General features: G+C 61.5%; 14 protein-coding genes. 8 read left to right on the top strand and 6 right to left on the bottom strand.

The annotated features are described in order from the left end of the window. The 5 genes from RBB29_RS13940 to RBB29_RS13960 are packed head-to-tail and all read left to right on the top strand — an operon-like array spanning position 1 to position 3,887. Positions 1 to 1,761 carry an L-aspartate oxidase gene (locus RBB29_RS13940; protein ID WP_306114695.1) on the top strand — a complete coding sequence of 587 codons (1,761 nt, stop codon included), beginning with the start codon at positions 1 to 3 and terminating at the stop codon, positions 1,759 to 1,761. Continuing rightward, entirely contained in the window at positions 1,758 to 2,051 is a 294-nt protein-coding gene (locus RBB29_RS13945) for a hypothetical protein (RefSeq protein ID WP_306114694.1), read from the top strand. Before RBB29_RS13940 ends, RBB29_RS13945 begins: the two co-directional genes overlap by 4 nt. Next, positions 2,048 to 3,004 carry a fumarate hydratase gene (locus RBB29_RS13950; protein WP_306114693.1) on the top strand — a complete coding sequence of 319 codons (957 nt, stop codon included), beginning with the start codon at positions 2,048 to 2,050 and terminating at the stop codon, positions 3,002 to 3,004. Before RBB29_RS13945 ends, RBB29_RS13950 begins: the two co-directional genes overlap by 4 nt. Then, complete coding sequence (locus RBB29_RS13955; protein ID WP_306114692.1) at positions 3,001 to 3,222, top strand: DUF6434 domain-containing protein; 222 nt, start codon at positions 3,001 to 3,003, stop codon at positions 3,220 to 3,222. The genes RBB29_RS13950 and RBB29_RS13955 overlap by 4 nt, the downstream gene beginning before the upstream one ends. Next, positions 3,219 to 3,887, top strand: coding sequence for a fumarate hydratase C-terminal domain-containing protein (locus RBB29_RS13960; RefSeq protein WP_306114691.1), 669 nt, complete (start codon positions 3,219 to 3,221; stop codon positions 3,885 to 3,887). Before RBB29_RS13955 ends, RBB29_RS13960 begins: the two co-directional genes overlap by 4 nt. A 16-nt stretch (positions 3,888 to 3,903) precedes the next feature. Here RBB29_RS13960 and RBB29_RS13965 read toward each other — a convergent pair whose 3' ends face one another. The 6 genes from RBB29_RS13965 to RBB29_RS13990 all read right to left on the bottom strand — a co-directional run bounded on the left by RBB29_RS13965 (position 3,904) and on the right by RBB29_RS13990 (position 10,714). Beyond that, a complete protein-coding gene (locus RBB29_RS13965; RefSeq protein ID WP_306114690.1) occupies positions 3,904 to 4,647 on the bottom strand; it encodes a sulfite exporter TauE/SafE family protein in 744 nt (247 codons plus the stop codon). Beyond that, entirely contained in the window at positions 4,644 to 5,546 is a 903-nt protein-coding gene (locus tag RBB29_RS13970) for a LysR family transcriptional regulator (protein ID WP_306114689.1), read from the bottom strand. The genes RBB29_RS13965 and RBB29_RS13970 overlap by 4 nt, the downstream gene beginning before the upstream one ends. Before the next feature lie 238 nt (positions 5,547 to 5,784). After that, positions 5,785 to 7,059: an ABC transporter substrate-binding protein gene (locus tag RBB29_RS13975; protein ID WP_306114688.1), complete on the bottom strand. Its 1,275-nt coding sequence runs from the start codon at positions 7,057 to 7,059 to the stop codon at positions 5,785 to 5,787. Positions 7,060 to 7,157: 98 nt separating this feature from the next. After that, entirely contained in the window at positions 7,158 to 8,537 is a 1,380-nt protein-coding gene (locus RBB29_RS13980) for a hypothetical protein (RefSeq protein WP_306114687.1), read from the bottom strand. 165 nt (positions 8,538 to 8,702) lie between these two features. Next, positions 8,703 to 10,205: an alanine/glycine:cation symporter family protein gene (locus tag RBB29_RS13985; protein ID WP_371931506.1), complete on the bottom strand. Its 1,503-nt coding sequence runs from the start codon at positions 10,203 to 10,205 to the stop codon at positions 8,703 to 8,705. A 74-nt stretch (positions 10,206 to 10,279) separates the two neighbouring features. Beyond that, positions 10,280 to 10,714, bottom strand: coding sequence for a universal stress protein (locus RBB29_RS13990; RefSeq protein ID WP_306114685.1), 435 nt, complete (start codon positions 10,712 to 10,714; stop codon positions 10,280 to 10,282). 147 nt (positions 10,715 to 10,861) lie between these two features. Here RBB29_RS13990 and RBB29_RS13995 point away from each other — a divergent pair, with 147 nt between their 5' ends. The 3 genes from RBB29_RS13995 (at position 10,862) to RBB29_RS14005 (ending at position 13,826) form a co-directional block, all read left to right on the top strand. After that, on the top strand, positions 10,862 to 11,329 hold the full coding sequence (locus tag RBB29_RS13995; RefSeq protein WP_306114684.1) for an Lrp/AsnC family transcriptional regulator: 468 nt from the start codon (positions 10,862 to 10,864) through the stop codon (positions 11,327 to 11,329). Positions 11,330 to 11,436: 107 nt separating this feature from the next. Next, positions 11,437 to 12,810 carry a cytochrome ubiquinol oxidase subunit I gene (locus RBB29_RS14000; protein WP_306114683.1) on the top strand — a complete coding sequence of 458 codons (1,374 nt, stop codon included), beginning with the start codon at positions 11,437 to 11,439 and terminating at the stop codon, positions 12,808 to 12,810. Between the two features lie 5 nt (positions 12,811 to 12,815). Then, on the top strand, positions 12,816 to 13,826 hold the full coding sequence (locus RBB29_RS14005) for a cytochrome d ubiquinol oxidase subunit II (protein ID WP_306114682.1): 1,011 nt from the start codon (positions 12,816 to 12,818) through the stop codon (positions 13,824 to 13,826). The last annotated feature ends 136 nt before the right edge of the window (positions 13,827 to 13,962 follow it).

A 13,962-nucleotide genomic window follows, 5' to 3' on the forward strand; every position in this document is an offset into this window, starting at 1 on the left:
ATGGCGCTGAGTGATATCGACCGGCACGACACCGATATCCTGATCCTCGGGACCGGGGGCGCGGGGCTTTTTGCGGCGCTCCATGCGCAACAAAGTGCGCCCGAGGGGACGAAGATCACCATCGCGGTCAAGGGCCTCATCGGGAAATGCGGCTGCACCCGCATGGTGCAGGGCGGCTATAACGTGGCGCTCGGCGGCGGCGACACGGTCGAGCGGCACTTCATGGACACGATCAATGGAGGCAAATGGCTCCCAAATCAGGACATGGCCTGGCGGCTTTGCGAACAGGCGGTGGTGCGCATCCGCGAGCTGGAAAACGAGATCGGATGTTTCTTTGACCGCAACCCTGACGGGTCGCTGCATCAGAAGGCCTTTGCCGGGCAGACAGCGGATCGGACAGTGCACAAGGGCGACCTGACCGGCATCGAGATCATCAACCGCCTGATGGAAAAGGTCCTGGCGAGCGGTGTCGAGAAACTGCAGGAGCATCGCGCCATCGGGTTGATCCCCACCCAAGACGGCAGCGCCCTTGCCGGGGTGCTGATGATCGACATGCGCAGCGGGCGTTTCCGGCTGGTCCGGGCCAAGACGGTCCTGATGGCCACGGGCGGTGGCCCGACCATGTACAAGTATCACACGCCGTCGGGCGACAAGACGATGGATGGGCTTGCCATGGCCTTGCGCGCGGGCCTGCCCTTGCGTGACATGGAAATGGTGCAGTTTCACCCCACGGGCCTCTTGGCGGGGGATCACACGCGAATGACCGGCACGGTGCTCGAAGAAGGGCTGCGTGGCGCCGGGGGGCAGCTTATCAACCACGCGGGCCAGCGGTTCATGTTCGACTATGACGCTGAGGGCGAGCGCGCCACCCGCGACTTGGTCAGCCGCGGGATCTATGCCGAGATGCGCAAGAACAACGACCCGGAGCAGGAGGGTGTGTTCATCTCGATGGGGCATCTGGGGCCGGAGAACGTGCGTCGTAAATTCAAGGGCATGGTCAAGCGTTGTGCCGATAGCGGTTTTGACCTGGCCGCGGGCAAGGTCGAGGTGGTGCCAACCGCGCATTACTTCATGGGCGGTGTTGTCGTGGATGTGGACACCCGCACGGCGATGGAGGGACTTTACGTGGCGGGCGAGGATGCGGGCGGCGCGCATGGCTCGAACCGGCTGGGCGGCAATGGCGTGGCGAATTCGACCGTCTATGGCGGGATTGCGGGGGATACGATGGGGGCCGATATTCGTACCATGCCGGGTCTGCGCGACCCGGATGAGGAGGTGCTTGCCGCCGAGTTGGAACGTGCGATCCATCCGCTCAGCCGTAAACCCGACCTGGTCCAACCCCTGCGCAAACGCCTGCAGGATCTGATGTGGGAGGATGTCGGCGTGATGCGGACCGAGGCGGGAATGAAACGCGGTCTTGAGGGGATTGCCGAAGTGTCTGCGGCGCTCATGGACGTGGGCGTCGCGGGCGATACCCTGGCCTTCAACCTGACCTGGCATGACTGGCTGAACGTGCGCTCGCTTTGTGATATATCCGAGGTGATAACAAAGGCCGGGATCGCCCGCGAAAATTCCCGCGGAGCGCATTTCCGCGAGGATTTTCCGGATCCCGGCGCGATGGAAGACAGTGACTTCACCGTCGCCCGCCTCAAGGACAGCGCGGTGAATGTGACACGAGAGCCGGTCCAATTTACCATCGTGCGCCCGGGCGAGACGGTCTTGCCCGAAGGCGCACCCGAAACATTGGTGGCAGTGCCATGAAACTATATACATTCATTGTCGAAAGGGCGGGCGGTACGTATTGCTCGCAACATGCCGGTGAAGACTACGCCGATGCCGCGCACCGTTTTGTCGACTACGCCATGAGTTGTGAATATCTCAACATAGGTTCGCCGATCAGGGAGCGCCTGCTAGAAGATATGCTCAGTGCCGTTGCAATGGATGGGTTGGTTAACGCCTACAGTAGAAGTCACTTGGACGAGGCAGACGAGTCGTGGTTCATTACCATCGTTGAGACTGTTCCTTCGACAACAGACGGGAGCGCCGCATGATCCCCACCGACCTTATCCAGAAAACCGCCGAGACCTTGATGGACAAGGCGGCCATTGAAATCCCACAGGATTATCTTGACGGGCTGCAGGAGGCCGCGCGGACCGAGGATGGCGACTTGTCCTCGTTCGTGCTTAAGGCGATGCTCGAGAATTACGAGGCCGCCAAGGAGGATCGTCGCGCCATGTGTGGCGACACGGGCGTGCCGCGTTGGTTCGTCAAAATGGGTAACGAGGCGCAGGTCGAAGGTGGCATGGTCGCGCTTGAGGCCGCCCTGCGCCGGGCCACGGCAAATGCCACCAATGGCGTGCCGCTTCGGCCCAACCGGGTACATCCGCTGTGGCGCACGGACCATGACAACAATGTCGGCATCGGCGCGCCGGAGATTGAATACGGTTTTGAGCCGGAAGGTGCATGGATTGACCTCATCACCGTGCATAAGGGCGGGCTTTTTGGCACCGATTACCGGATGCTTTTCCCCTCGGACGGCATTCAGGGGATCAAACGGTTCTATCTCGACAGCCTGATGGCGTTTGGCAAGCGCGGCCTCGCCTGCCAGCCCGCGATCATCGGCATTGGGCTGGGCGGTTCCAAGGATATCTGCATGACTTTGGGCAAGCGCGCCTCGACCCTGCGGGTGGTCGGTAGCCGCAATTCCGATCCGCGCATTGCCGAGATGGAGGACGAGTTCAAAGAGCTGGGCAATTCCATCGGCATGGGGGCGATGGGGTTTGTCGGCAAGAACATGGTGATCGATTGCAATATCGAGGTGGGGTATTGCCACACCGGCGGCATGCCGATGTCGGTTCATGCTTTCTGCCTGTCCTCGCGCCGCGCGGTGGCCCGCATCCATGCGGACGGGCGGGTTTTCTACCGTACAGACCCGGACTGGTTTACCGATTATCAACGCCGCGAAACGGTCGAGTGGGAACCCAAGAAGGAGGCGGCGGAATGACGCCCGGATTGGATTGGCACTCCGCTGCGTTGGACGACGACACCGTGATTGATCGAGACTATCGAAACACGCAGAACGTGCGGCGCTATTTCAGAAGCCGAATTGGGGAAGACTTTTCCATGAACAGGCCTTTCATGGCCTGGTTGAAGGAAAGCCAGGGCAAAACGCTTGGCACGGCTTGTCAGGTCTGGCGCGATATGAGGAATAAGCAGACATGACTGGTCCGCGCGAAGTCCGCCTGTCCACGACCCCCACGGACGACGCCATTGCCGATCTGCGGTTAGGCGACGTCGTCTACCTTGATGGGCTGATGTACACGGCCCGCGAAGGCGTCTACATGCGGGCGCTCGAAGACAAGGCCAATATCCCAATGGAATTGCCCTCGCAATCGGCGGCAAATTTCCATTGCTCGCCCGCCGCGCGGATCAACCCGGATGGCTCCTTCGACATGGGCGCGGTGACGGCCACGGCCTCGTTCCGCTTCGCCAAGTGGTTGCCGGAGTGGATGGCCAAGACCGGGGCGAAGCTGATCGTCGGCAAGGGCGGCATGACCTCGAAGGACTACAAGGAATATTTCGTCCCCAACGGCGCGGTCTACCTGTCCACGGTTGGCTATGGCACCGGTGCGCTTCTGGGGCGTGGCGTCGAAAGCGTCGAAGCGGTGCATTGGAACGAGGAACTGGGGCTTGCCCAGGCGATGTGGGTCATCAAATGCAACCGGATGGGGCCGTTTATCGTCGCCTCGGACATGAACGGTGACTGCCTCTTTGAACGCGAAAACGCCAAGATCGCCGAGAATGTCACGCGGGTCTACGAAGGCACCAAACCTGCCGTTCTCAAACGCTATGGCGAAAGCGATGACCGCACCGACGAGGTGATCTGAGCGGTGGGGTTGTACCCTAGGTGATCTCGCTCAGCATGATGCCGATCCCCATGAGCAGGGTCAGGAGGATCAAGAGCCGCCGGTAGGCGGTATCACTCAGCGACCGGAAAACAGCGATCCCGACCTGGGCGGCGATGAGGCCCACCGGGATCGTCACCAGCAATGCGCTCAGCGCCGTGCGGTCATAAGCCCCTTTGAAGAACAAAAGACAGATCGTCGTGCAGAGAATGGTGACGTTATAGGGCTGCAGGACGGCGCGGGTTTCGGCCTTGGTCCAGGGGCGGATCGAAAGCCACATCGAAGGGATCGCACCGGACACCGCCGCCGCCCCGCCAAAGACACCGCCCACGAAGCCGAACATCCCGTCGGCCCATGGCGTTCGGCGGGAAAAGGCGGGCAGGGCCGTGCGAAATCCGAAATAGGCGCCATAGATGACAAGCAATGTGGCGATGGCGATCCGCAAGGTCCCGGCGTCGATAACGTCCAGAAGCCTGAGCCCGATGGGCACGCCGATGAGGCCGGGCAGGAGAAACCGCAGCAATCGCGCCGGCTGCGCCAGAATCTCAGACCGGACGATCCAGAGGCCTTGCAGCCCTGCCAAAACGGACATCAGCGCGACGATGGCCACGGCGCGGATAGGGTCGAGAACCACGAGGTAGAACCCGAGCGCAAAGAGCGCCGTGCCGGTCCCGGTCAACCCGTTGATGAACCCACCAGCCGCCGCGCCCAGCATGAGGAACAGGATGGTTTCCGTGGTCATGCGCTGGTGCTTCGCGTCTTGGGTTGTGCCTCTTCGATGACGCCTGAAAGCGCATCAAAGAGCGCGTCGATCGCCTGGGTTTTCACGGTGTTGCCCGGATAGGCGAGGCCGAGTGTCCGCATCGGCGCGTCCTCCCCGAGGCTGAGGCGTTTGACCTGCGGGCCGCTAAGGGGCTTTACCGCAAGGTCGGGCACGATGGAGACGCCGAGATTTTCATGCACCATACTGGCTATGGCTTCGGGGCTGTCGAGTTCCATCGTCTCGGCAACCGCGATGCGATTTGACAGGATCCAGTTGTCGATCAGCGTCCCGACCACCGCGCTTCGGTTGAAGCGGATAAAGGGCCGCTTGCGCAGAAGCTCGATCGGATCATCACCGGGCTCTTCGATGGCGGCGATCAGTTGCATCGGTTCCGTGACCAGCTCGCGAAATACAAGGCCGGGTGGCATCAGATGCGGTTTCGTCACGGTGGCCGCGTCAAGGGTGCCGCGCTCCAGATCCGCCAGCAGGGTGCTGGTCAGGCCGGGACGGATATGCAATCCCATCTGCGGGAAGCGCGATTTGAGGACGGCCATGGCCTGCGGCATCAACCCGGTCAGGGTCGTGCGCAAGGCGCCCAGCGTGACGATCCCGCCCAGCCCGCCATCGGCCAGCACCGACGGCACGAGGTTATCGTAATCCGCGATCAGCTTGCGGGCCTTGGCGACGATTTCATGGGCAATCGGCGTCAGTTCCGGCGTGCGCGTGCTGCGGTCGAAAAGGGCGATGCCGAGATCAGCCTCAAGCGTCTGCATCTGCTGGCTGACGGCCGCGTGGGTGACATGCACGACCTCGGCAGCGGCGCTGAACGTCCTGGCATCCGCGATCGCGACCAATGTGCGCAGCAGTCGAATTGTCACGAAACAGCCCCGGTATCTAAAGGTAGTCTTTCAGATGATTAGGGGATTCGTGTCAGAATGTCAGCCTGGCTTTCCGTTCATGAGGTGAATGTCCATCTAGACGTCACCTCGATGCGCGGGGGTTCAGCCGGGGAGCTGGCCTTGGCCACGGCCTCTAAGCCTTGATCGAGCGTTGGTATGCCGTTGTCGCGCCCCGGGTTAGTGCGCTCCGGCCACCGAAGCAGGAGCGCACCGTGACTCAGAAGGATTGCGTGGTGTAATCCACCTCGTCCGGGTAGAGCGTGTCTTCGATTGACGTGGTGTGCACCTTGACGAGCTTTCCGCCTTCGACCCGGCTGATGTATTGGTGGCCGAAGACCTGGTGGGTCTTGCCATTGAACACCTTGGCGCCCTGCGGATGCGCCTGGCTCTCGGGCATGTCGCTCATCGCCTCGACCGCTTCGATCAGCTTGGCACGATCGCCTGGCCCCTCATAACCGGCGGCCTCCATCCCGGCCTTGATGACGTGCAGGGTTTCCCAGCATCCGAACATATGGGCATAGGTGGAGACATCCGTCGGATCGCTGATCGACGCGCCGTTGTCATCGACGCCCACGGCGGCACGGTAGAACTTGTCATGCTCGCTCTGGTCCGCCTGCGCATTGCGCGGGTTCCCTTCCCAGAAATACGTACCTTCGAGGAATTCCAGGCCAGGGCTTGAGATGTCGACAGCTTCGAGGCTGTCGATGAAGCCGAACATTTCGGGCCGCGAGGGGCCGAAGAATTCACCCAACTCCTTCACGAAGGTCAGAACCGCAGGGCCAACCATGACGTGGTAAAGCACCTCGGTCTCACGCGGGATCTTGGGGAAATACTTAGTAAAGGAGGTCTCGGTCGGCGGGATGGCGATATGTTCGAGCACCTCGCCGCCTTGCGCCTCGATCGCTGCGGTAAAGAAATCGCGGTGGTCATGGCCAAAGGCGAAATCCGGGAATACCATCGTGACCTTCTTGCCCAGGTTTTCCGCCACGTAGGGCGCCATCGCCTGCACCTGGCTTTTCACGTCGGTGATGCCGGGTTGCAGCGTGTAACGGTTGAGCATCCCCGACGCCACGTGATGGCCTTCGGAGACCACGAAATAGGGCAGTTTCAACTCCCCCGCGCGGGGGGATGAGCCGATGACCACATGGGAAAAGAGGGTGCCAAAGCCCACGTCGCAGCCGTGCTGGTTGGCGAATTTCTCGACCACTTCCGCGCCGCGCTTGGGGTCTGTGCCATCATCCTCGGCCACGATCTCGACCATGCGGCCATTGATGCCGCCGCCCTCGTTGATGAGCTTGACCGCCGCCTCGGTGGTGCGCCCGTACCAGCGGCCATAGGCCGCGCCGATGCCGGTGCGGTGAACCTGGAACCCGATCTTGATCGGCTCGGACGTCGCCGCGTTGGTATAGCGCGCCCACATCGGCAGGCTGGCCGCGCCAACACCGGCGGCAATGGTCTTGAGCGCCGCGCGGCGGCTGGTGGATTTGGTCATGTCCTCAGTCTCCCATGTCTGAGCGGTGGGGCGCTGGACGCCCCGAAATAGGGTTAACATTGCGAATTGGGGCGGTGATTGTCCAGCAAAAACAGGTGTCAAAGGCCGCGGGGTGACGCCAGGAGCCAGAGGCCGAAGAACGTGTAGGCCACCATGAAGAGGGCCAGCGGCGCCTGTGATAGCGTGGCGCGGCGGGTGCTGCCGAAGGCGTGCAAAGCCAGGGCATGGGCCAGCAGAATGGCGATCACATGGCCGATGACAACCGCTCCCGCCTGCGTCAGCCAGATGGCCCGCACCGTCGCTTGCGTGTTGAAAAAACCGGTCGTGACATAGAATTGCCCCAGGCCCAGTAAATCATCGCCCCGCGCGAGCGGGTCGGTCGCGGCCTTGAGCGCATATTGGCTGTCGACCATGAGGCTGGTCAGGTAATGGGCCAGGTGATAGCCCAGTGCGATCGGCAGGATCGACGGGGCAAAGAGGCGGAAGGCGGGGCCGAGGTCAAGATCGGCCCGGGCGATGCGCAACCCAAGCCAGATCGAGACGCCATAGGCCGTGATCAGCGCGGCATTGGCGGCTAGCAGGCCAAGGATTGTCTGCGTTATGACGGCGCTGCGGCCGGGAAATTCGAGCGGGTTGATGCCCAGGACGCTGAACCACCAGAAGGTCTCGTTCAGGCCATCAAAACTGCCGGTGCCAAGCAGGATAAGGATGAACACCGCCAAACCCATGGGTACATGGGGCCGGGCCATGATCTTCCACCCGGGCAGTCCGATGGCGAATTGACGGCCGCGTCGGCCCAGCAGGCTCACCCGCGCGTAGCTGCGCATCAGGATGGTCAGCGCCTCGCCGCGCAGAAGCCAGCGCGGGCCGAAAAGGAGGATGCCGAACATCGTCGCGTACCAATATCCGCCCGCGAACAGGGCCAGCCGCGCGGGATCGGCGGGGGCCGGATCGGCCAGCAGGAGAACGGCGAAGGCCAGGAAGATGACGATGCCGGGAAGGAAACCCAGGCGGCGGGGATACCGAAAGAGGGCGCGCAGACCGGTCAGGCGCGTCAGGAGCGCCGCCGGCCCCGTCCATGGGTTGGTCCATCGCCAGTGGTTGCCGATCACTCCCTGCAACACGACCAGCGCGATCCACCAGACGGTCCAGACGACGAGCGGCAGCAGGTTGGCCAGCGGATCGCGCGGGCCGCTGAGGCCAAGCCAGATCAGACCGGCCAGCAGGACGGCCGCGAGCGTGCTTGTGACATGGTGCAACGGCATGGGCGCGCGCCGCCAAAGCGAAACCGGGTGAAACACGCCCTGTGCCAGCCGGGCGGGCATCATCGCCAGCAGGATGACCGTCAGCGCCACGCTGGCCACGCCCGCGGTGATATAGACATCCGTCGGCAGAAGCAGCACGAACCCCTGCTCCGATGCGTGGGCCAGTGCCATGCCCGGCAGCAGAAGTATGACGATCAGAAGAATTCGGCGCATCGGTCCCCCGTTTCGCGGCCGAGAGTAGCGGTATCCCGGGCGGGTTAAAGGGGCAATTGCGGATTGTGCGCATCCTGCGATCCGGGCGGCGCATGCGGAGGGGGCAAAACATGAAAAAGGGCCGGTGCGACAAACACCGGCCCTCTCTTTGCACGTAAACTAAGATCAGGTGTATTTCTTGATCTCGCCTGATTTGAGGCGGCTCATGTAGCTTTCCAGCTCAGCCTTGACGACCGGCATCAGCACGTAGAGGCCGACGATGTTGACAACCGCCATGGCGAAGATCGCCGCATCCGAGAAGTCGATGACCGGGCCAAGGCTTGCGGCCGCGCCGATGACGACGAAGATGCAGAAGATGACCTTGAAAACCAGCTCGGTTGTCTTGCCTTCGCCAAAGAGGAAGGTCCAGGCCTTGAGGCCGTAATAGGACCAGCTGATCATGGTCGAGAAGGCGAAGAGGATCACCGCGATGGCCAGGATGTATTTGAACCATCCGAAGGCCGACGAGAAGGCCGCTGAGGTCAGTGCGACACCGGAGTTGCCGTCAACCGTGGCGATGGCCGATCCTGCTTCGTTCAGGACATAGAGGCCGGTTTCGGGATCCGAGATCAACTGACCGGTGATGATGATCACCAGTGCGGTCATGGTGCAGATCACGACGGTGTCGATGAACGGCTCCAGGAGCGATACGAACCCTTCGGTGATCGGCTCTTTGGTTTTCACCGCCGAGTGGGCGATCGCCGCGGAACCAACGCCCGCCTCGTTCGAGAAGGCCGCCCGTTTGAAGCCCTGGATCAGGGCGCCAACCATGCCGCCCGCAACGCCGAGACCGGTAAAGGCCCCTTCGAAGATCTGGCCGAAGGCCCAGCCGATCTTGTCGAAGTTCATCAGGATGATGATGAGCGCGGTGATGACATACATCACACCCATGAAGGGTACGACCTTTTCGGTCACCTTGGCGATGGACTTGAGGCCACCGACGATCACGGCAAAGACAACGCCAGCAAAGATGATGCCGGTGATCCAGCCAGGATAGTCACCGACCACGTTGGTGATCTGCGCATGGGCCTGGTTCGCCTGGAACATGTTGCCGCCACCAAGCGCGCCGAGGATACAGAAGATCGAGAACATGACCGCGAGGATCTTGCCGCCCGGCTTGCCGCGCTCGGCAAAGCCCTTGGTCAGGTAATACATCGGACCACCTGACACGGTACCGTCCTCGTATTCATTCCGGTATTTCACGCCAAGCGTACATTCGGTGAATTTCGAGGCCATGCCCATGAGGCCCGCCAGGATCATCCAGAAGGTTGCGCCCGGTCCGCCGATGCCGACGGCCACCGCCACGCCGGCGATGTTACCAAGGCCCACCGTGCCCGAAAGCGCCGTGGCAAGCGCCTGGAAGTGACTGACCTCACCGGCGTCGTTCGGGTCGGAGTAGTCGCCTTTCACCAGCGAGATCGAATGGGGAAACGCCCGGAACTGAATGAAAGCGAAGTAAAGAGTGAAAATGGTTGCCGCAACAACCAGCCAGGCCACGATCCATGGAAAGGACGTGCCGGGGAAGGGGCTAAAGATGAAGCTGACGAACCAGCCGGTCGAGCTCGCGAAGATCTCGTTGACTTTCTGGTCGATGCTGCCGTCCTGAGCCCAGGCCGGGGCGCTGGTCATCGCCAGCCCGGCCGCGGCGCTCGCCGCATATGTTAGGTTTCGAAACATGTGACTATCCCTGATCTGTTTTTTGTTTATGGCACGATGGTGCAGGGCACCGGCGCCATTTGGGCCAATGTGCTGGCCACGGAGCCAAAGACGCGCGAACCGATGCTGGTTTCGCCGTCGCGTCCGATCACCATCTGTGTCGCTCCGGTGTCCGAGCAGACCGTGGCCAGGGTCTTGGCGATATGGCCATATTTGATCTCGGTCGAGATTTCGACGCCACTGTCGGACAGTTTTTCGACAACCGGGTCCATCAGCGCGGATTTGGCACGGGCCAGTTCTTCGTTGCGGCGCTTGTGCCGTTCTTCCAGTTCGGTCGGTGTCAGGAACGAATAGGGTGACCATTCAAGCACGTGGGCGACGACGATGCTGCCGCCCTGAGATTTGGCACGCGCAACAGCGAATTCCAACGCCCGATTGGACGCATCACTGCCGTCGTAACCTACGACGAATTTTTCGGACATTACATCCTCCCATTTTTATTCGGCGCCGTGTCTGGCGCCCTTTGACAATACCACAGGTTGCGCCAAGAAAAACATTGAACGATGTTGTCATTTGGGAAAATTTTGGAAATACTGATTACATATAGTAAAAAATTAGGAAAATTTCCGATGGATCGGCTCGACTACCGCATTCTTTCTATACTGCAGGAAGATGGGCAAATCTCGATGAATCGCCTGTCGGAAAAGGTCGGGTTGTCACTTTCCGCCTGCCACCGCCGGGTCAAGCTCATGGAGGCCAGCGGCGCCATTTCCAACTATGCGGCGGTAGTTGACCGAAAGGCTGTCGGGCTGGAGTTGCAGGTCTTCATCGAGGTCAAGCTGACGTCGCATTACAAGGAGGATCAGACCGCCTTCGAGGACAAGATCAAGGCGATGCCAGATGTGCTCGAATGTCACCTGATTTCCGGTGAATTCGACTATCTGATGCGCGTGGCGGTGCGCAGCACGTCAGATTACGAGGATTTCTACCGCAATCGACTGTCGCAGATCCCGTCCGTGGCACAGGTCAAAACCTTGCTCAGCCTGTCGGCGCTCAAGGAATTCAGGGGGTATAATCTCGAGGCGCTGCAGGAGTGAGCCGGACCTGCGTTCTGGGGTCGCAGGAGCCTGACATTACGGTAAGATGACTTAGGTTAGCAGCAAGTGGTGACGCGCGAGTCACCGGCGACGACCGGAGAAAACCTATGGATACATTGCTGTTGTCCCGCATTCAGTTCGGGGCAAATATCTCGTTTCACATCCTGTTCCCGACGATCACCATCGCTTTGGGCTGGGTGCTTTTGTATTTCAAGATCAGGTTTGTCCGGTCGGGCGATGAAAAATGGATCAATGCCTATCGGTTCTGGATCAAGGTCTTCGCGCTCAGCTTTGCGCTGGGTGTCGTCAGCGGCATCACCATGTCCTTCCAGTTCGGCACCAACTGGCCGGGCTTCATGGAAACGGTCGGCAATATCGCAGGGCCGCTCCTGGCTTATGAGGTTATGACAGCGTTCTTCCTCGAGGCGGTTTTCCTCGGGATCATGCTTTTCGGGTTCAGTCGCGTGCCAAGCTGGCTTCACACGCTCAGTACATTTCTTGTGGCGTTCGGCACCACCATGTCCGCCTTCTGGATCCTGGTCCTGTCAAGCTGGATGCACACGCCCGTCGGGTTCGAGATGCGCGAGGGTGTGGCCCATGCCACCGATTGGTGGGCGATCATCTTCAACCCGTCGATGCCCTATCGCCTGATCCATATGCTGCTGGCCAGTGGGCTGACCGTAGCCTTCCTTCTGGCCGGGATCAGTGCGTTTCGCTGGCTCCGGGATCAACGTGGCGCGGATGTGCGCGCATCGCTGGTCACCGGGCTGGGCCTCGGCGCGATCCTCATCCCGATCCAGATCCTCGTGGGCGACTTCCACGGCCTCAACACGCTGGAACACCAGCCTGCCAAGGTTGCGGCGATGGAAGGTAACTGGGAGACGCAGGGCAACGTCCCGCTGCTGCTCTTTGCCCTGCCCGACGAGGCTGCGCGGACCAACCATTTCGAAATCGGCATCCCGAACGGCGCGTCGCTCATACTGACCCACCATGCCGACGGGGTTGTGCCCGGCCTGAATGATTTCGTGGCCGAGGATGGCACGATCCTGCATCCGCCCGTGGCCCCGGTCTTCTTTTCCTTCCGTGTGATGGTCGGAACCGGCGTTGCCATGCTGCTCCTGAGCTGGGCGGCGGTGGCGATGATGTCCTGGCGAAAGCGCGGGGTCGAGGCCCTGCCGCGCCCGATGCTCTGGGCGATGGTGCCGATGGCATTTTCGGGCTGGGTCGCCACCCTCGCCGGTTGGTACACGACCGAGATCGGCCGCCAGCCGTGGCTCGTCACCGGCGTGATGACCACCAAGGAAGCCGTGGCGGACGTGCCCGCGCCGATGGTCGCCGGAACGCTGGCCATCTACCTGTCGGTCTATGCGCTGCTGCTTGCGGCCTATATCGGGGTGCTCTTCTATCTGGCGCGCACGGCGGGCAAGGGCGGCGATGACCGCATCCGCCCCGGCATGCCACGACCGGTTCCGGCGGAGTAAAGCCCATGGAAATGTTCGGAGATCCCGCACTTTGGCTGCCAGTGACCTTCGCTGGGCTGATGGGCCTGTCGATCCTGATCTATGTCTGCCTCGACGGGTTTGACCTTGGCGTTGGCCTGCTCTTCCCCTTCTCGGAAGAGGCGGAGAAAGACCGCATGGTCGCCTCGATCGGCCCCTTCTGGGACGCGAACGAGACCTGGCTGGTGTTGGCCATCGGTATCCTGTTGGTGGCCTTCCCCGCGGCACATGGCATGATCCTGACGGCGCTTTACCTGCCGGTGGCGATCATGCTGGTGGGGCTGATCTTGCGGGGGGTGGCCTTCGAATTTCGGGTCAAGGCGCCGGCGCCGCGCAAACCGATGTGGAACAACCTGTTCTTTACCGGCAGCCTGATGACGTCCCTGTCGCAGGGTTACATGCTGGGCATGTATATCATGGGGCTTGAAGTGACGCTCTTCACCCTTGCCTTCTCGGTCGTCACGGCGGTGTTCCTGACGGTCGCCTATTCCTTTATCGGGGCCACATGGCTGATCCTCAAGACCGAGGGCGCGCTGCAGCAGAAGGCCGTCACATGGGCGCGGCAAGGTATCTGGGGCGTCGTGCTGGGTCTGGGTGCGATCTCGATCGCCTCACCTTTCGTCAGTCCGCGGATTTTCGACAAATGGTTCTCGGTGCCGGAAATTTTCCTGCTTCTGCCGATGCCGCTGATGGCACTTCTGCTGATCGGGGCGCTCTGGCTGACACTGCGGCACCTGCCGCGGGCCGATGACGGGCTGGCCTGGGTGCCGTTTGTGGCCACGACCACGCTCTTCACCTTAGGCTTCTTCGGGATGGCCTATTCGTTCTACCCCTATGTCGTGCCCGAGGCGCTGACCATCTATGACGCGGCAAGTGCGCCCGAAAGCCTCTTCATCATCCTTGTGGGGACGGTTTTCGTGCTGCCGATGATCGTGGGATACACGGTGCTCGCTTACATCGTCTTTCGCGGCAAGGCCACGGAACTGCGCTATGACTAGACGGCGCTAGGCGCGATCCTGAGCCTCAAGCAAACCCCGCGCCGCTGCACATCAGGCAGCGCCGCGTCTTGGTTCCGAAACATCCTTCGCAGCGGCCGAATTTGGGACCGCCGCGCTCGTCACGCCCTTGCGGCAC

Source organism: Roseovarius sp. MMSF_3359, assembly GCF_030733385.1.
Taxonomy (GTDB): domain Bacteria; phylum Pseudomonadota; class Alphaproteobacteria; order Rhodobacterales; family Rhodobacteraceae; genus Roseovarius.